The sequence below is a fragment of the Vibrio sp. 10N.247.310.23 genome (genome assembly GCF_041467155.1).
Classification (GTDB): Bacteria; Pseudomonadota; Gammaproteobacteria; order Enterobacterales; family Vibrionaceae; genus Vibrio; species Vibrio crassostreae_C.
The window spans coordinates 121231-140201 of the sequence record NZ_JBFSTZ010000001.1 but is presented as its reverse complement, the minus strand read 5'-3'; the positions used below and the strand labels follow the sequence as shown (position 1 = coordinate 140201).

Genomic DNA, 18971 nt, shown 5'->3' with positions numbered 1-18971 from the left:
AAAATGTTGTATTGCTTGTCTATTCATAATCAACATAAAAGAGTATTAACATGCCGATGTCTCTCGGAAACGCTTTTATCAAGAACTTCCTTGGTAAAGCTCCTGATTGGTATAAACTTGCCATCATTTCCTTTTTAATCATCAACCCGTTTGTTTTCTTCCTAGTTGACCCATTTGTTGCGGGCTGGCTATTGGTGGTTGAGTTTATTTTCACTCTAGCTATGGCTCTCAAATGCTACCCACTTCAACCGGGTGGTCTATTAGCTATTCAAGCAGTCGCCATTGGCATGACCAAACCAGAAATGGTTTATCACGAGCTGCAAGCAAACCTTCCTGTATTACTCTTGCTCGTATTCATGGTTGCTGGCATTTACTTCATGAAAGAACTGCTTTTGTTCATTTTCACGAAGATCTTGCTTGGCATCCAATCTAAAATTTTACTCTCCGTTGCCTTCTGTGTTGCTGCCGCTTTCTTATCAGCATTCCTAGATGCACTAACAGTAATCGCCGTAGTTATTAGCGTTGCGGTCGGCTTCTACTCTATCTACCACAAGGTTGCATCAGGCAAGGGCACAACGTCTTCGCACGATCATACTCATGATGAAGAGATCTCAGAGCTAACTCGTGATGACCTAGAAAACTACCGTGCTTTCCTACGTTCACTGCTAATGCACGCTGGTGTGGGTACAGCACTGGGTGGTGTAATGACCATGGTAGGAGAACCACAAAACTTGGTAATTGCTAAGCAAGCAGGTTGGGAGTTCGGTGAATTTATCATCCGTATGCTGCCAGTAACACTACCTGTTTTCTTCTGCGGTATTTTAACTTGTGCACTTGTCGAGAAATTCAAAGTGTTTGGTTACGGTGCTCAACTACCAATGAATGTTCGCCAAATCTTAGTTGAGTTTGACAACAAAGAACGTGCAAACCGCACAAAGCAAGACGTAGCAAAACTATGGGTTCAAAGTGCAATCGCAGTTTGGCTTATCGTCGGCCTTGCACTTCACGTTGCTGAAGTAGGTTTGATTGGCCTTTCAGTGATCATCTTGGCAACGGCATTTACTGGCGTTATCGAAGAGCACTCAATGGGTAAAGCCTTTGAAGAAGCACTGCCATTTACCGCACTTCTTGCCGTCTTTTTCGCGGTTGTTGCTGTAATCATCGACCAAGCTCTATTTAAGCCAGTAATCGATGCTGTACTTCACGTTGAAGATAAAGGCGCACAGCTCGCACTCTTCTATGTTGCCAACGGTATCTTGTCGATGGTTTCAGATAACGTATTCGTAGGTACGGTTTACATCAACGAAGTGAAAACTGCACTGGTTGAAGGCATTATCACTCGTGACCAGTTTGACCTACTTGCTGTTGCTATCAACACTGGTACTAACCTACCTTCTGTTGCTACACCAAATGGCCAAGCTGCATTCCTATTCCTATTAACATCAGCACTTGCTCCGTTAATTCGATTGTCTTACGGTCGCATGGTTATCATGGCGCTGCCATACACCATCGTATTGGCACTGGTTGGCCTAGCAGGCATTGTGTTCATCGTAGAGCCAATGACAGCATGGTTCTACGATGCTGGTTGGATCATTCAACGCACTGGTGAAGTCGTCGCTCCAGTTATCTCTGGTGGTCACTAAGCTAAACACTGTGTCGCAAACCACAATAACTATAACTAACTAATCAAAAATATTAGTTGATTAGGAAACTTATCCAAGATAAAAAGCTCTGAGTAATCAGGGCTTTTTTATTTTATAGACGGGATTAAATTCGTGAACTTTTTTGCAATGCTTAAAGACTTCTCTAAGGGACGTTTATCTTGGCTTTTACTGCTGGCTTTTATTGTCTTTTTTGAGGCATGCGCTCTCTTCTTCCAACACGTGATGATGCTTGGCCCTTGCGTAATGTGTATCTATGAGCGCGTTGCTATGCTCGCTATCGGTGTTGCCGCCATGATTGGTGCGATTGCCCCGAATAACCCAATATCACGCTGGTTAGGCCTTGCTAGCTGGGGATTTGGCGCATACAAAGGTTTGATGCTTGCTTTAGAGCACGTCGATTACCAGTTCAATCCGTCCCCTTTCGCAACCTGCGACTTATTCGTAACCTTCCCTAGCTGGGCGCCTTTAAACCAATGGGCTCCGTGGATGTTTGAGGCTTACGGCGATTGCAGCAAGGTTGTGTGGCAGTTCTTCGATCTTTCTATGCCTCAGTGGCTAGTAATTATCTTTGCAGGTAACTTGGTTGCTTTCGGTTTTGTGGTTATTTCTCAATTCGTTAAATCAAAGAATGACTAACAATTAACTCATCATGTCCAGAAACGAAAAAGTCGACCCAAAGGTCGACTTTTTATTGCTTAAACTTTTTATCACTTAAGAAAGTCTGTTACTCACTCAAGCTAAGTTGCTCAACAAGCCGTGACTAGCTGTTTTTACCGCAGCATTGTTTAAACTTCTTGCCGCTTTCACAAGGGCAAAGGTCGTTTCGACCAATGTCTTTAAACGGGTTCACGCTCTGGGACTTATTGCCCAACATAGCTTCATCCGCTGCCATTGCCACTTCTGAGATCATCAGATCGACTTGACCCACTAAATCGGCAAGCGATGGTGGGTTAGTAAGCCCTGCAGCGATCATTTGTTGTTGAGTTTGCTCTTCATCAATCGCAAGCATCAAGGTGGTTAAGAGCGCTTGCAACATGCGCAGAGTACCATCCGCGACTGTTACGCTCTGCCACTGCTCTTCCACTGTTGGCCAAACCATCATGAAGCCTTCAGAAAAATCGGCGAACTGTTCGTTAAAGTCACCTTCAACCAATACGTCTGTCAGTAGGTATTCATTACGCTGAATCAAATTGTGCTGGCGGTTAATCTGTTCTGTCACCGTTGTTACCAGCTCTTTACCCGCTTCAGGCGCAACGATAGCCAGCCACTCTTCTGGATCGAGTGGCTTGGTAGCCAAGTTAGAGGCAAGGATTGCACCTTCCATAAACTGCGGAGTAATGTCTGTGATTGATTCTGGTAGGCTTAATAATTGATATGTCATGAAAGCTCTGGATATTGGGCATTTTCGATATTATAACGCCATCCTCCCCAAGATGTCGCTATTAAGAGACGAAACCAACATTAAGACAGGCAAACCACACTCATAGTGACAATCCTGTAAGCACACCGTACAATCACGCCTCGAATTTTTCGGTTCACTCAGTTTCGGTAAAGCAGCATGCGCGTAATACTTGGCCCTATGGAGGGCGTTCTAGACCACCTAATGCGTGAAATTCTCACAGAGATTAATGATTACGATCTCTGTGTGACAGAGTTTGTGCGCGTCGTAGATCAACTTCTTCCCCCGCATGTGTTCCACCGTATTTGCCCTGAGCTACATCAAGGCTCTCAGACCATGGCTGGTGTGCCAATCCATCTCCAACTTCTAGGGCAGCACCCAAATTGGATGGCCGAGAATGCTTTTCAAGCTGCTAGCTTAGGCGCGAAAGGGATCGATCTTAATTTTGGTTGCCCAGCAAAAGCGGTCAACAAAAGTAATGGTGGCGCTTCATTGCTAAAAGAGCCAGAGCTCATCTATCAAGTGGTGAACGCCTGTCGAGAAGCGGTACCGGCACACATTCCTGTGTCCGCAAAGATTCGATTAGGTTGGGAGCATCCGGAAGAGTGCTTTGAAATCGTCGATGCCATCGAACAAGCCAAAGCTGACGAACTCACCGTGCATGCAAGAACCAAAGTTGGCGGCTATAAAGCCAGCGAAATCAAATGGGACTTCATCAATCAAATAAGAGAAAAAACATCTCTGCCGTTGATTGCTAATGGGGAGATCTGGAACTATCAAGATGGTCAAGATTGCATAGAAGCAACAGGCGTCGATTCATTAATGGTCTGCCGTGGTGCTTTCAATATTCCAAACCTTGGTAACGTCGTTAAGCACAACCACCAGAAAATGCCGTGGGATAAAGTCATTGAACTTTTGCTGCGCTATTCAGAGTTTCAAATTAAAGGGGACAAAGGCATGTACTACCCCAATAGAGTGAAGCAGTGGTTTGTTTATCTAAGTAAAGGCTACCCTGAAGCGAACGAACTGTTTAAAGAAATTCGTACTTTCAAAAAGGCGCCACCGATTGTAGAACGCCTTCAGCGTTATCAAGAAGAACGCCGCCAACCTGTTTAAGATTATGTTTAGGGTTAAATACCCAACGCTACAAACGTGTTTACCGGTGCAAATAAGCTTTGCTTGGTAGACACGTTCGCTCTTCCCTCTTTCATTTTCATACAAAGCATCGATTCAATAACGTGGTTAAAATTTAAGACGGTCTTTGCCCGTCGTCTTAGCCACGTACAGCTTTTCATCGGCGTACTTAAATATCTCATCGAAGTTAAGTTTACTTTGCTCAGTTTCAACAATGCAGACACCGCCAGACACCGTAAATCCATTTGGAATAATGTCGGCTGAAGTGGAACAAATCGCATTCTTCACTCGCTCTAATGTTCTCATCAAAGTTTCACGATCTTCGCCTTTCATATAAACGACAAACTCTTCACCGCCAAACCGTGCTGCAACGTCACTGCTTCGAATACTGTTGCTGATCTGACGCGACATATAACGAATCACATCATCCCCCTTATCGTGGCCGTAGGTGTCGTTAATTGACTTAAAATCATCAATATCGAAGACGGTTAATGCAAACAGTTGATCGTGCTCTACACTGCGCCAGAACGCTTCTAAGCCACGACGATTCAATAACCCTGTCATAGGGTCTTTGGCTGCGAGATCTTTGAAGTAACCACGTTCAATATTGGAATTGACGTAGAAGAAGATGGTTACTGAGAACAGATACACAATGATGGCAACAATAAGGCTGTCTTTCTCGTAGACGAAAAAGTGCTCAACCTCTTTCGCGATGTCTAATTTGTAATACATCGCATGGTGAGACGAGACACCATCCAGTTTGATCTCGTGATAAAAAGCCGCAGAATCTACCGGAGTCGCTAAAGTGGTATCAATGATATCGATCCGACCTGCAAGATGCTCATTCGAGTTTGCGAGCAGCTTGTCAGCATTAATATCCACCGACAGCATCCCTTGGTGAACGCCTTTATGGAATACAGGGATCGTCATACTGATTATACGGTCAAGGGAATCAAAACGATAACCAGGGCCTGAAAGGGTAAGTTGGTCAGGGTTGTTGGCTGTTTTCTGCCAATAAGGACGACTCTTTATGGTCGAGAGTAACTCTTTGCTCAGCCCTTTGGCAAAACCTTCAGGTGAAGAGATCACATAGCCGCTCGTATCAATAAAGTGCACGCCGGCATGGTATTCATCAAGCTGGGATAAAAATGAAAGAATAGGAGCTAACGCTATTTTTTCTGACGCGCTCTTATAACTATCACTGCTTTCAGAACAAAGAGACTCTTGACCAATTAGCATATAGTCGATATCGACAGAGGGAATGTCTGAGGTTTTACCGTCGGCAAGTAGCAATACATCAATAGGCCAGATTTGGCAAAGACCATCCACAACATGTTTGTTGTGATCAAGAAAGAGAGGGTTTCCTGATTTATAATAGTTGGAGAAGCTGTAGTCTAGGGCTGTCGCCACTTTTGTGGTTCTTTTGAACACATCTTCAATACGATGAAACTCACTACTGATATCTTTTTCTACCGCGTCAAAATGATTCTTTCCTATTAGGCCAAGTAACATCGCGGCGATCACAGCGGGAAACCCGAAAACAAAGGTTAGGCTAAAGTGCCTATTTACTTTCATATAATGTGCTCTTAGCGTTCAGCTATTTTCATTTTCCCCATTAATATTATTACATTAATCGGCAATTCGCTCGACGTAAAATAATGTAAATTGATATTAACGACACACCTAACGGTCAAATAACCGCTTACAAATGAATAAAATAGAGAAGCGCCAACATATAGAGCAGGTGAGTTTGTTATCTGAGCCCATTTCAATGCTGTTAATAATATGACTTATGGCCTATTAGCTCACCTAACACCAAACTCAATTCACCGGCTAATGACCGCACGCTCAATCACAGATTGAGGCACTGTCACGCCAAGCTCACGAGCAGCATCTAGGTTGACCACCAGCTGAGAGCTCTGCGCAGTTTTGACACTCAACTTCCCGGGCTTCTGTCCTTCCAGAATGGCTGCGACATAATCCGCGGTCTGAACCCCAACATCATAATAATCTAGACCTAAACCAGCAATCGCTCCCTTTCCGACATAAGATGTGGCGCCTGCGACGACTGGCGTATCTGCATGGTTAGCCGCTTTGATAAGACCCTCCATGCCGCTTGCAACCGTATTATCGGTCAAGGCATAGATAACATCGGACTTCTTAGCAATGGATTCTGCTTTTGCTTCGACATCGTCAACAGTCAGCGCTTTTTCGGTGTGAAGTGTATAACCGAAATCTCGAGTTGCCTTTCTCAATAACCCAACTAACGCAACGGCATTTGCTTCTGCTGGGTTGTAAACTACACCGATTGAATTAGCTTCAGGGAGCAGTTCTTTGATTAATGACACATGCTGAGTGATCGGAGATAAGTCAGAAAGCCCCGTGACATTACGCCCCGGCTTTTCTAATTGTTTAACGAGCCTAGCGCCGATAGGATCCGTAACCGCGGTAAACACGATAGGAATCGAGCGAGTCGCCGACACTAAGGCTTGTGAAGTCGGTGTCGCGATACCAACAAGTACATGTGGATTTTCACTGACGAGCTCTCTGGCAATCTTGGCTGCCTGAGCCGGGTTACCATTCGCCATTTCATAGGAGAATTCTAAGTTCTTACCGGGTTCATAACCATTGGCTCTCAATCCTTCAAGAAGCCCTAAACGTGTCGCATTCAGATCTGGATGGTCAACAACTTGTGAAACCGACACTTTGGCAACGTTTGCCATTGCATTGCCAGTCCATAGCAACATCAAGCAACTTAAAACCGCTGCCAATACCTTTCTTACAGAACTCATTATCGCTCCCTGAATCAAGCTCTACCCGTCATTACTCGCTCAAAGAGAACAACATCAAAATCACTATTGACATTATTACCAGTAACCATTGATAACTTGAAGTGATATTTAACAAAAATACAACAAGCCTCGAATTATGTGAGAAAGGTTATATTGACTTCGGAGGAAGGTAAGAAACCAAGTGAATAAGGACAGGTAAGCTAAACGGAAAGTAAGCGAGGTAACAAAAAGAGGAGCAAATCTGAGAACAAGCTATAGAAGATGAATAGTTGTTCTCAGACAAGAGGGAGAGCTGGGATTCTTTAGAACCAACGCTCCATTGAGGATTTATCTAACTGACGAAAGGCACGATTTAAAATGATTGCCAATTCTTTATAGCGAGGGCGCGGCTTCATAGGCTCTAACGCAAAACCCGTTTCAGTGATCTTTTCATGCAGTTCGCGGTACCACGATACTAGCGCCGGCGGAAGTTGTGTATTTGAGCGATTGCCCAACCACCACATACCTTGTAGCGGCAAGCTGATCGCAAACAAAGCCATAACCACAGCCTGTGGCATCGCTTGGTAATTATTAAAGACCATTTGTGTAAGAACACTGATAGCGGCAATCGCAGGCATCACTTTCACGCCAAAACGGGTCGCTTTAATAATGCGTTGTTCTGGGAAGATCGCGTTTAACTCTTTTCGGACGGGCCAGAGATCCATGTACTTTTGGCCATCTTTTAAACTACTAGCTAAACCAACTCTATTGCTCATATGAGTCTCCCATTAAAAAAAAGTTGAAATCATCAACTAAAAACACAAAAATTTGACGAAAAATAATATTCTTTCAAATTTTTTTGTTATATTTGCACAATATCGCTATTATTTGCAGACCTCAATCTCATTGTTGCCCTTATTTACAATTTAAGCAACTTTGAGAAGACTTCTGCAAGGAATGCACAAGCCTCTTTTTGATAAAGGGCGCTTTCACTTTATACGGAAATTAACGTTTTTTTGACCAAGGTTAGTACGCAAGCCTATGTGCTTCGACTATTCTTGAGATTAATTTTCATCCTTAACTGATTTCGATCAGAAAAATAAACAGGTAGTCATTAATGTCTAAGCTAGTTTTAGTTTTAAACTGTGGTAGTTCTTCTCTTAAATTCGCTGTTGTTGATGCAGAAACAGGTGCAGAGCACCTAACTGGTCTTGCTGAGTGTCTAGGTCTTCCAGAAGCTCGTATGAAGTGGAAACTTGATGGCAAGCATGAAGCACAACTAGGCGCGGGCGCAGCTCACGTAGAAGCACTATCTTTCATGGTAGAAACTATTCTTGCTTCTAAGCCTGAGCTTAAAGCTAACCTTGGCGCTATCGGTCACCGTATCGTACACGGTGGCGAGCAGTTCACTTCTTCTGCACTTATCACTGATGAAGTTCTTAAGGGTATTCAAGACGCTGCGACTTTCGCACCTCTTCACAACCCTGCTCACCTTATCGGTATCGAAGCGGCTCAACAGAACTTCCCTGGTCTACAAAACGTTGCTGTTTTTGACACTGCGTTCCACCAAACAATGCCTTCTGAGTCTTACCTATACGCTCTACCGTACAACCTGTACAAAGAGCACGGCATCCGTCGTTACGGCATGCACGGTACTTCTCACCTATTCATCACTCGTGAAGTTGCAGGCCTACTAAACAAGCCAGTTGAAGAAGTTAACATCATCAACTGTCACCTAGGTAACGGCGCTTCTGTATGTGCAATCAAGAACGGTAAATCTGTAGACACTTCTATGGGTCTTACTCCTCTTGAAGGTCTTGTAATGGGTACTCGTTGTGGTGACCTAGACCCTGCAATCATCTTCCACCTACACGACGCACTTGGCTACTCTGTTGAAGAAATCAACAACATGCTAACTAAAGAGTCTGGTCTTGCTGGTCTAACTGAAGTGACTTCTGACTGTCGTTTCGTTGAAGACAACTACGGTGAGAAAGAAGAAGCAACTCGTGCAATGGACGTGTTCTGTCACCGTCTAGCTAAGTACGTTGCTGGTTACACTGCAACTCTAGAAGGTCGTCTAGACGCAATCACTTTCACTGGCGGTATCGGCGAGAACTCTGGCCCAATCCGTGAAATGGTTCTTAACCGCCTAGGCATCTTCGGCATCGAAGTTGACGGTGAAGCTAACCTTAAAGCTCGTTTCGGCGGCGAAGGTACTATCACTACAGCTAACAGCCGTATCCCTGCAATGGTTATCTCTACTAACGAAGAGCTAGTAATTGCTGAAGACACTGCGAAACTAGCAGGTCTTTAATTGATTTTCCTGACTAGCTTCACTCGAAGCTAGTCAGTTTTTCATATCAAGAAAATGGGGCTCAACTTCTATTCCTACCCCAATTTTAATATCGGTGGGAATAGCAGTTGAGCTTTTTTTATTTCCAATAGTTAAAGGTGTTCGTCAATGTCCCGTACTATTATGCTTATCCCTACAAGCGCTGGTGTTGGTCTTACTAGTGTTAGCATGGGTGTTCTTCGCGCTATGGAGCGTAAAGGCGTAAGTGTTTCTTTCTACAAGCCAATCGCTCAGCCTCGTAGCGGTGGTAACCAACCAGATCTAACGTCTACTATCATCAGCGCAAACAGCGACATTAAGATTGGTGAGCCAATCGCAATGACTAAAGCTGAAGCTTTGATCGGTAGTGAAAAAATGGACGAGCTTCTTGAGTCAGTTGTTGAGCAATACAACAAGATCAACAAAGACGCAGAAGTAACGCTAATCGAAGGTCTAGTACCTACTCGTAAGCACCCATTTGCTAACCAAGTGAACGCGGAAATCGCAAAAACACTTGGCGCGGAGATCGTATTCGTTGCGACTCCTGGTACTGACAACCCTACGCAGCTTAAAGAGCGTATCGAAGTAGCATGTTCTAACTTCGGCGGTACTAAGAACAAAAACATCAAAGGCGTAATCATCAACAAGCTTAACGCTCCTGTTGATGAAGCTGGCCGTACTCGCCCTGACCTATCTGAAATCTTTGATGATGCAGACAGCGCTCAGCAAGCGAACCTTGAAGTAATGCAAATCTTCAACTCTAGCCCTATCCGTGTTCTTGGCTGCGTGCCATGGAGCATCGATCTAATCGCAACTCGTGCGGTTGATATGGCTAAGCACCTTAACGCTGAAATCGTTAACGAAGGTGAAATCTCAACTCGTCGTATTAAGAGCATCACTTTCTGTGCACGTTCTCTACCGCACATGATTGAGCACTTCAAACCAGGCTCACTGCTAGTAACTTCTGCAGACCGTCCTGACGTTATCGTTGCTGCGGCTCTTGCTGCGAAAAACGGTGTTGAGATTGGCGCAATCCTGCTTACTGGCGGTTACGACATTCCAGAAAGCATTGCTAACCTTTGTGCACCAGCATTCGCTTCAGGTCTACCGATCTTCAAGGCTCAAGGTAACACTTGGCAGACATCTCTAAACCTACAGAGCTTCAACCTAGAAGTTCCTGCAGACGATAAAGAGCGTATCGAGTTCGTTAACGATCACGTTGCAAGCCACATTGATGGCCCTTGGATTGATTCTCTATCTGAAGGTACTCAAGGCATCCGTCGTCTAAGCCCACCAGCATTCCGTTACCAGCTAACTGAATTTGCTCGTAAAGCGGCTAAGCGCATCGTTCTTCCTGAAGGTGATGAGCCACGTACAGTTAAAGCTGCGGCTATCTGTGCTGAGCGCGGTATCGCAACGTGTGTACTTCTAGGTAACCCTGAAGAAATCCGTCGCGTTGCAGCACAGCAAGGTGTTGAGCTTGGCGCTGGCGTTGAGATCATCGATTCTGCATCAGTTCGCGAAAACTACGTAGCTCGTCTAGTAGAACTTCGTGGCGCTAAAGGTATGACTGAAGTTGTTGCTCGTGAGAAGCTAGAAGATTCAGTATTCCTAGGTACTATGATGCTTGAAGCTGGCGAAGTTGACGGCCTAGTTTCTGGTGCTGTTCACACAACGGCGAACACTATCGTTCCTCCGTTCCAGATCATCAAGACTGCTCCTGATGCTTCTATCGTATCTTCGATCTTCTTCATGCTTCTGCCTGATCAAGTTCTTGTATACGGTGACTGTGCGATCAACCCAGATCCAACAGCTGAACAGCTTGCTGAAATCGCTATCCAATCTGCAGATTCTGCTGCGGCATTCGGTATCGACCCACGCGTTGCTATGATCTCTTACTCTACTGGTGAATCTGGTAAGGGTGCAGACGTAGATAAAGTACGTGAAGCGACGAAGCTTGCTCAAGAGAAACGTCCAGATCTAGTGATCGACGGTCCTCTACAGTACGATGCTGCTATCATGGAAAACGTTGCTGCTTCTAAAGCACCGAACTCTCCAGTAGCTGGTAAAGCGACTGTATTCGTATTCCCAGACCTAAACACTGGTAACACGACTTACAAAGCGGTACAACGTTCAGCAGATCTAGTATCTATCGGTCCAATGCTTCAAGGTATGCGCAAGCCAGTAAATGACTTGTCTCGTGGCGCTCTAGTAGACGACATCGTTTACACAGTAGCTCTAACGGCTATCCAAGCAGACCAAGCTGCACAAGCTGAAGAAAAAGTAGTTAACTAATTTTCTTTTTCAGAAAGCAAAAACCCTAGATGTTTATCTAGGGTTTTTTTACGCCTGAAGAAAAGCGGATTAATTAATGATTCTAACCACGTCCGTGAGGCGAATCTAAATCCAGATCAGGCCCTTTAGGCACCACTTGAGTCGGGTTGATACCAGTGTGGCTGTAATAGTAGTGGCGCTTGATGTGGTAGAAATCCGTAGTCTCTTTAATACCCTCTATTTGATAGAGCTCTTTTAGATAACCTTGGATATGTTTGTAATCCGCAATTCGTTGCTTGTTACACTTGAAGTGACCCACATAAACCGCATCAAATCGAACCAGAGTGGTAAACAAGCGCCAATCCGCTTCTGTAATCTCGTTCCCCGCCAAATAGCGATGTTCGCTAAGGTGCGCATCTACTTTGTCTAAGGCTTCAAACAAGGCGTCATACGCTTCTTCGTAGGCTTCTTGTGTTGTCGCAAAGCCGGTTCGGTATACGCCGTTGTTGATGTTTGGGTAGATATAATCATTCCACTCTTCAATCTTCTTGGACAACTCCCACGGGTAGTAATCATCGGTGTTACCCGTTAGCTCGTTAAACTCTGAGTTAAACATGCGAATGATTTCAGACGACTCGTTACTCACAATGGTGTTGGTTTTCTTATCCCATAAAACAGGAACCGTGACTCGACCTGAATAGTCCGGTTTGCCTTGGGTGTAGATTTGGTGCATGCGGGTATGGCCAAATAGAGGTTCAGGTAACCCCATTTGCCAACCTTCACTCATCATGTCTGGGCAAACAACCGTCACGTCAATGTGATCGGTTAGGTCTTTCAGCTCGCGGAAGATAAGGGTTCGGTGCGCCCAAGGGCAAGCTAACGATACGTATAAGTGATAACGGCCGCTTTCCGGCTCAAACTGCGCGCCCGGTTTGTTCTCTATCCAGTGACGAAAGCCCGCATCTTCACGAACAAACTTACCACCGCTTTCTTTGGTGTCGTACCACACATCGTGCCAAACACCTTCAACTAACTTCCCCATATCCAAACCTCTGTGATGCTAACTTTTCTCTAGTATAAAAAAAGCCAACTTTTTCAAAACTAGAAGAAGTTGGCTTAGTTGTTCGAATTATTTGATGAAGCTGTTGAGCAAAATATAGGAACTAGGTCTGCAGTACAAAAAAAGCGCGACTCTAAAAACTAGTCGCGCTTAAGCCTGTCACAGGCTGAACCGTTTTAAATTGGCCCTAGACTTGTACGTGCAAGCAAGATACTGCGTGCACATCATCGCCTTGAATCGTTGGCTTAGTTTGCGCACACGCTTCTGTCGCTTGTGGACAACGAGTACGGAAAACACATCCTGATGGTGGGTTGATTGGCGATGGTAGGTCACCTTCCAACATCTGAATGGTTTTGCTGCGCTCTAAGCGTGGGTCTGGAATTGGAACTGCAGACATCAACGCCTTGGTGTACGGGTGCTTTGGATCAGAGAATAGTGCATCTGACTCACCCAGCTCAACCGCATTACCTAGGTACATTACCAATACACGGTCTGAGATGTGCTTAACCACTGACAAATCGTGCGCGATAAATACCAGCGAAAGACCTAGCTCTTTTTGCAGTTCTTTCAAAAGGTTAACAACTTGAGCTTGGATAGATACATCCAGTGCAGAAACAGGTTCATCACAGATGATCATCTTAGGTTTCAAGATAAGCGCACGTGCAATACCAATACGCTGACACTGACCACCAGAGAATTCATGAGGGTAACGGTTGATTACGTTGGGTAGTAGACCAACCTTTGCCATCATCTCTTTAACTCTGTCCTTCACTTCTTGTTTAGAAAGTTCAGGGAAGAAAGTCTCTAGAGGCTCAGCAATAATATCGCCTACTGACATACGTGGGTTAAGCGATGCTAGCGGGTCTTGGAAGATCATCTGAATCTCTTTACGAGTCTCACGACGCTTCACTTCCTGCATCTTAGTTAGGTCTTGACCTAACCACATCACTTGACCTTCAGTCGCTTCAACCAAGCCGATAATCGCACGGGCAAAAGTTGATTTACCACAACCAGACTCACCCACTACGCCTAGTGTTTCGCCTTCGTAAAGGTGAACATCAACCCCATCAACCGCTTTAAGGTTTGATGGTTTTGCCCAAGGCCAAGCAGACTTAGCTGCAATGCTAAAGTGAACTTTCAGGTCTTTAATATCTAATAGTAATTCTTTACTCATTTTGTCCAAGTCTCCCAGTCTGAAAAACAAGCACGCTGACGGTCTTTAGCAAATGGCTGCAAAATCGGTGCTTCTTGCTTACAACGGTCCATTACACGGTGACAACGGTCTTGGTAAGGACAACCTGTTGGTAGGCGAAGTAAGTTAGGTGGGTTACCTGGAATCGTCGGTAGAATTTCACCTTCGGTATCCAAACGAGGAATCGCTTTAAGCAGGCCTTCCGCGTATGGGTGGCTTGGCTCGTAGAAGATTTCATCAACCGTGCCGTACTCCATTGTACGACCCGCGTACATCACAAGTACTTTGTCACATGAGCCAGCAACAACACCCAAGTCATGGGTGATCATGATGATTGCCGTATTGAACTCATCTTTAAGTTCGTTCAGCAATTCCATGATTTGCGCTTGAATGGTTACATCCAGTGCCGTTGTTGGTTCATCAGCGATAAGTAATTTAGGACGACACAGCAGTGCCATTGCGATCATCACACGCTGACGCATACCGCCAGAAAATTCGTGTGGGTACATGGTGATACGCTTACGTGCTTCAGGGATTTTAACCGCTTCAAGCATGCGTACTGATTCTTCAAACGCCTCTGCTTTACCCATGCCTTTGTGCAGCATAAGTACTTCCATCAACTGATCACTTACTTTCATGTAAGGGTTCAGTGACGTCATTGGATCTTGGAAGATCATTGCGATCTGTTCAGCACGAACCTTGTTCAGCGCTTTTTCAGGCAGGTTGAGGATTTCATTGCCTTCAAACTTTGCACTGCCTGAGATGATGCCGTTTTTAGCCAGCAGCCCCATCAGTGCAAATACCGTTTGTGATTTACCTGAACCCGACTCACCAACAATACCCAGCGTTTCGCCTTGGTTAAGTGAGAAGTTCAAGTCGTTTACTGCGGTTACGATACCATCTTGCGTGGTAAATTCGACGCGCAGATCTTTGACATCTAATAAGCTCATTATTGCTTCCTTAATCTTTTATAGCTTTTAATTGCTATTTCGTTATCTGTCTTTTGGATCAAGCGCGTCGCGCAGACCATCACCTACGTAGTTAAAGCAGAACAGCGTAACTACCATGAATGCCGCAGGGAATGTCAATTGCCAGATTGCAACTTCCATTGTTTGCGAACCTTCTTGAAGCAATGCGCCCCAGCTTGTCATAGGCTCTTGAACACCAAGACCAAGGAAAGATAAGAATGATTCTGTAAGGATCATGCTTGGAATAAGCAGCGTAGAATAAACCGCTACGATACCCAGTACGTTCGGTACGATGTGACGTGTAATGATCTTCCATTTGCTTACACCACATACGTGTGCGGCTTCAATGAACTCTTTACTACGCAAGCTCAGCGTTTGACCACGTACAATACGCGCCATATCTAGCCAAGCAATCGCACCAATAGCAACGAAGATTAGGATGATGTTACGACCAAAGAACGTTACCAGGACGATTACTAGGAACATAAATGGTACCGCGTACAAGATCTCTAGGATACGCATCATCACTCGGTCAGTACGACCGCCGATGAAACCTGAAGCTGCACCGTAAAGCGTACCAATCAGTACCGCTACGAATGCGCCCATCACACCAACCATCAATGAGATACGACCACCGATAAGAGTACGAACGTACAAATCACGGCCTAAGCTATCAGTACCAAACCAGTGGTCCGCGCTTGGCGCTGCATGCATTGCGTACCAGTCAGTATCATCATAAGTGTACTGAGCAAGCATCGGTAAGAAGATAACCGCCAGTACCATAAGCGTAAGAATAAACAGGCTTACCATTGCCGCTTTGTTTCGCATAAAACGAATGCGGGCATCCTGCCACAAACTGCGACCTTCAATCTCTAAACTCTCAGAGAACTTTTCGATCGCTTCTAAATTTTCTTTTTTCTTCAACATAACCATGCGTCCCTGTTAGTAGCGAATTTTCGGGTCAATTAGCGCTAGCAAAATATCAACGATTGCGTTGAACAAGATGAATAGGAAACCAATCAAGATGGTTACACCCATTACTAGCGAGTAGTCACGGTTAAACGCGGCGTTAACAAACAGCTTGCCGATACCTGGTAGGCCGAAGATGGTTTCAACAACAACAGAACCTGTAATGATACCTACAAACGCAGGTCCCATATAAGAAACGACAGGCAGCAGTGCTGGCTTCAGTGCATGTTTTAGAACGATGTAACGGTAACTTAGGCCTTTTGCACGAGCAGTTCGGATAAAGTTACTGTTTAGCGTTTCAATCATGCTACCGCGAGTAATACGAGCAAATGTGGCTACGTAAAGAAGAGACATCGCGATAACTGGCAGGACGATGTACATATAAGTACCGCCGTGCCAACCACCTGCTGGGAATATGTTCCAGTGCAGAGAGAACAGGTAAATAAGCGCTGGAGCCAACACGAAGGATGGCATTACTACCCCGAGCATAGCGGTCGACATTATGGTGTAGTCAATCCAGGTGTTGTGCTTCAAGGCGGCAATCGTCCCGACCGATACTCCCATAATCAGGGTAAAGATAAAGGCAATAAAACCTACCTTCGCAGATACTGGAAGTGCGACTGCGATCAGCTCATTTACGGTGTAATCTTGATATTTGAATGATGGACCAAAGTCACCTTGAACGATGTTAGTCAAGTACGTGGTGTACTGTTCAAATACAGGTTTATCTAAGCCGTATTTAGCTTCGATGTTAGCCATAACTTCTGGCGGTAATGGGCGTTCGCTCGAAAACGGGTTACCCGGTGCAAAACGCATGAGAAAGAAAGATATAGTGATCAACACCAACATGGTTGGAATCGCTTCGAATATCCTTTTCATAATGAATTTAAGCATAAACTCACTCTTTTCAGTCTGTGACAATTAAAAATTAAATAGACACTGCGTGCGATTTCTCGCACACAGGTCTAAGTTAGTTATATTTTATTTTTATAGGAGGTTATTTTGCTTTGATATAAAGATCTTTTGAATAGATCTTATCTTCGGCGTTACCTTCTGGGTAACCACCTAGCTGAGGTGATACAAGACGTGTTGTAACGTACTGGTAGACTGGAGCAATTGGCATGTCTTTAGCTAGCAATTTTTCTGCTTCGATATATAGCTTAGTACGCTCTTCTTCTGAAGTAGAGCTTAGTGCTTTATCGATAATCTTGTCATAGTCTGCGCTCTTATAGTGCTGACCAGCAGTTGTATTTTGGCTAACCATCAATGTTAGGAATGAAGATGCTTCATTGTAGTCACCACACCAACCTGCACGAGCAACGTCAAAGTTACCAGTATCTTTACTGTCTAGGTATGATTTCCACTCTTGGTTTTCGAGTTTCGCGTTAATACCAAGCTCTTTCTTCCACATTGATGCGATTGCTACAGCAAGCTTCTTGTGATTTTCAGACGTGTTGTAAAGCAGGTTGAATTCAAGTGGGTTGCTCTTCGTGTAGCCCGCTTCTTCAAGAAGACGCTTCGCTTCAGCAATACGCTCTTTTTGAGAAAGTTGACCATACTCTGGAGTTACCGGGTCAAAACCAGCAGTAATTTCAGGAGTCAAGAAGTAAGCTGGTTTTTGGCCTTGACCAAGAATCGCTTTCGTCACGATGTCACGGTCCATCGCATAAGACATTGCTTTACGAACACGTACATCGTCGAAAGGTGCTTTCTGTGCATTAAATTGGTAGTAATAAGTACACAGGTTACCCTTAATGTTTACATCTTCTGGGTACTCTTTCTGTAAGCGACGGAAGTGCTCGTTAGGCACTTCGTATGTGAAGTCTAGTTCGCCAGAAAGGAAGCGGTTCATTTCCGCAACTTGGTTCTCAATTGGTAGGAATGTTACTTTGTTAAGAACTGTATGTTCGTTATCCCAGTAATTTTCGTTACGTACTAGTTCAAGACGCTCGTTAACTACCCATTGATTTGGAACAAATGCACCATTACCAACAAAGTTTTCAGGCTTAGTCCACTGGTCACCGAATTTTTCAACAGTTGCTTTATGTACTGGCTTCACTGTTGTGTGACCCATCATCATTACGAAATATGGGACAGCTGTATCTAATGTCACTTCTAACGTGTAGTCATCTAAAGCTTTAACGCCTAGTTCACTCTTGTCTTTCTTACCCGCGACGATATCTTTCGCATTCGCCATCTTGGTATATTCCATATACCAAGCGTATGGAGAAGCAGTTAAAGGATCAACGGCACGTTGGAAGCTGTAAACGAAGTCATTCGCCGTTACAGGATCGCCATTAGACCATTTAGCGTCTTTACGCAGGTGGAAAGTAAATGTTTTGTTGTCTGTCGTTTCCCAGCTTTCAGCTACTCCTGGGATAGTATTGCCGTCGCCATCTTGGTTCACTAAACCTTCTAGAAGGTCACGAATTACGTGAGATTCTGGTACACCTTGAGATTTGTGAGGGTCGAGTGTTGCTACTTCAGTACCGTTACCGCGAACCAGTTCCTGAACTTTTGCTAGTTCAGTGCCTGCTGGAACTTCAGCAGCGATAGAAAGAGTAGAAGTGGCAGCCACTGCCAAACCAGCACCTAGAAGAAGGGCCTGAGTGATTTTATTCTTGTACATTTAATAAACTCCAAGTTTTCCGTATTGCATCCATGACTTCTTTGCTTGGTTCACTGAACGGCAGTGATTTAGATTTATTTAGCTCAAATTTTAAGCATAAAAATCTAAAACCTTACAAAGATTGAGGCACACACTATCAACCATTGAAGTAATTTGCCATAAACAAGTCGCAAAAAATCGGATAATTCTCCGAATTACTCAAGGTAACAGTGTAAATCTCTAATAAAAACCTAATGAATAGTGAGTTACACATAGGGATTAATTAAAAAACAGCCTTTAGTGTTGATGTATCTGTATTGATACTTTTTTTTAGCATCTTATGCTAGAACACTGAGCGCAAATTAACATTAATGCCACATGAAATCTAATTGCACATCACATATCCCCTAAATAGACTCCACTATTTGTGAGGATTATCACTTTATACAAAACAGCATAATGCACTGCACCAAAACAGATTTAGCAATGCACCAAGACAGACAAAATCACGCTCCGAATTTATATGCAACTTGAATGACTAACCATTTATTAATACACCATTTATTTATAAATGACTTTGTAGCACGCACAAAAAAACCG

15 protein-coding genes are annotated in these 18971 nt (G+C 44.3%); 5 read left to right on the top strand and 10 right to left on the bottom strand.

The features are described from left to right. Positions 1-50 precede the first annotated feature (50 nt). Positions 51-1643: a Na(+)/H(+) antiporter NhaB gene (gene nhaB, locus AB6D93_RS00630; protein ID WP_102332510.1), complete on the top strand. Its 1593-nt coding sequence runs from the start codon at positions 51-53 to the stop codon at positions 1641-1643. Between the two features lie 132 nt (positions 1644-1775). Continuing rightward, on the top strand, positions 1776-2300 hold the full coding sequence (gene dsbB / locus AB6D93_RS00625) for a disulfide bond formation protein DsbB (RefSeq protein WP_017063472.1): 525 nt from the start codon (positions 1776-1778) through the stop codon (positions 2298-2300). Positions 2301-2424: 124 nt separating this feature from the next. On the opposite strand, the gene AB6D93_RS00620 is transcribed toward dsbB, so the two are convergent. Next, positions 2425-3045, bottom strand: coding sequence for an SEC-C metal-binding domain-containing protein (locus AB6D93_RS00620; RefSeq protein WP_102332511.1), 621 nt, complete (start codon positions 3043-3045; stop codon positions 2425-2427). 177 nt (positions 3046-3222) lie between these two features. Between AB6D93_RS00620 and dusC the strand changes: the two genes are divergently transcribed. Beyond that, entirely contained in the window at positions 3223-4179 is a 957-nt protein-coding gene (dusC, locus tag AB6D93_RS00615) for a tRNA dihydrouridine(16) synthase DusC (protein WP_017069187.1), read from the top strand. 126 nt (positions 4180-4305) lie between these two features. Here the strand turns inward: dusC and AB6D93_RS00610 are convergent, their stop codons facing one another. The 3 genes from AB6D93_RS00610 to yfbV form a co-directional block, all read right to left on the bottom strand. Then, positions 4306-5772, bottom strand: a complete 1467-nt coding sequence (locus AB6D93_RS00610) for a sensor domain-containing diguanylate cyclase (RefSeq protein ID WP_017069188.1) — start codon at positions 5770-5772, stop codon at positions 4306-4308. A 251-nt stretch (positions 5773-6023) separates the two neighbouring features. Next, complete coding sequence (locus AB6D93_RS00605) at positions 6024-6989, bottom strand: ABC transporter substrate-binding protein (RefSeq protein ID WP_017062167.1); 966 nt, start codon at positions 6987-6989, stop codon at positions 6024-6026. 302 nt (positions 6990-7291) lie between these two features. Continuing rightward, entirely contained in the window at positions 7292-7744 is a 453-nt protein-coding gene (yfbV, locus tag AB6D93_RS00600; RefSeq protein ID WP_017062168.1) for a terminus macrodomain insulation protein YfbV, read from the bottom strand. A 341-nt stretch (positions 7745-8085) separates the two neighbouring features. On the opposite strand from yfbV, the gene AB6D93_RS00595 reads away from it, so the two are divergent. Next, a complete protein-coding gene (locus AB6D93_RS00595) occupies positions 8086-9282 on the top strand; it encodes an acetate kinase (RefSeq protein ID WP_017062169.1) in 1197 nt (398 codons plus the stop codon). Positions 9283-9429: 147 nt separating this feature from the next. Next, entirely contained in the window at positions 9430-11595 is a 2166-nt protein-coding gene (gene pta / locus AB6D93_RS00590; RefSeq protein ID WP_017062170.1) for a phosphate acetyltransferase, read from the top strand. An 82-nt stretch (positions 11596-11677) separates the two neighbouring features. Here pta and AB6D93_RS00585 read toward each other — a convergent pair whose 3' ends face one another. The 6 genes from AB6D93_RS00585 to AB6D93_RS00560 form a co-directional block, all read right to left on the bottom strand. After that, positions 11678-12616: a glutathione S-transferase family protein gene (locus AB6D93_RS00585; RefSeq protein WP_102332512.1), complete on the bottom strand. Its 939-nt coding sequence runs from the start codon at positions 12614-12616 to the stop codon at positions 11678-11680. A 205-nt stretch (positions 12617-12821) separates the two neighbouring features. Beyond that, positions 12822-13808 (bottom strand): murein tripeptide/oligopeptide ABC transporter ATP binding protein OppF, encoded by a 987-nt coding sequence (oppF, locus tag AB6D93_RS00580; protein WP_017062172.1) that lies wholly within the window; start codon positions 13806-13808, stop codon positions 12822-12824. Further along, positions 13805-14776 carry an ABC transporter ATP-binding protein gene (locus tag AB6D93_RS00575; RefSeq protein WP_012603544.1) on the bottom strand — a complete coding sequence of 324 codons (972 nt, stop codon included), beginning with the start codon at positions 14774-14776 and terminating at the stop codon, positions 13805-13807. The genes oppF and AB6D93_RS00575 overlap by 4 nt, the downstream gene beginning before the upstream one ends. A 42-nt stretch (positions 14777-14818) precedes the next feature. Next, on the bottom strand, positions 14819-15721 hold the full coding sequence (oppC, locus tag AB6D93_RS00570) for an oligopeptide ABC transporter permease OppC (RefSeq protein WP_019823598.1): 903 nt from the start codon (positions 15719-15721) through the stop codon (positions 14819-14821). 15 nt (positions 15722-15736) lie between these two features. Beyond that, positions 15737-16657, bottom strand: coding sequence for an oligopeptide ABC transporter permease OppB (oppB, locus tag AB6D93_RS00565; protein ID WP_017067676.1), 921 nt, complete (start codon positions 16655-16657; stop codon positions 15737-15739). 103 nt (positions 16658-16760) lie between these two features. Next, on the bottom strand, positions 16761-18392 hold the full coding sequence (locus AB6D93_RS00560) for an ABC transporter substrate-binding protein (protein WP_016767672.1): 1632 nt from the start codon (positions 18390-18392) through the stop codon (positions 16761-16763). Positions 18393-18971: the final 579 nt, after the last annotated feature.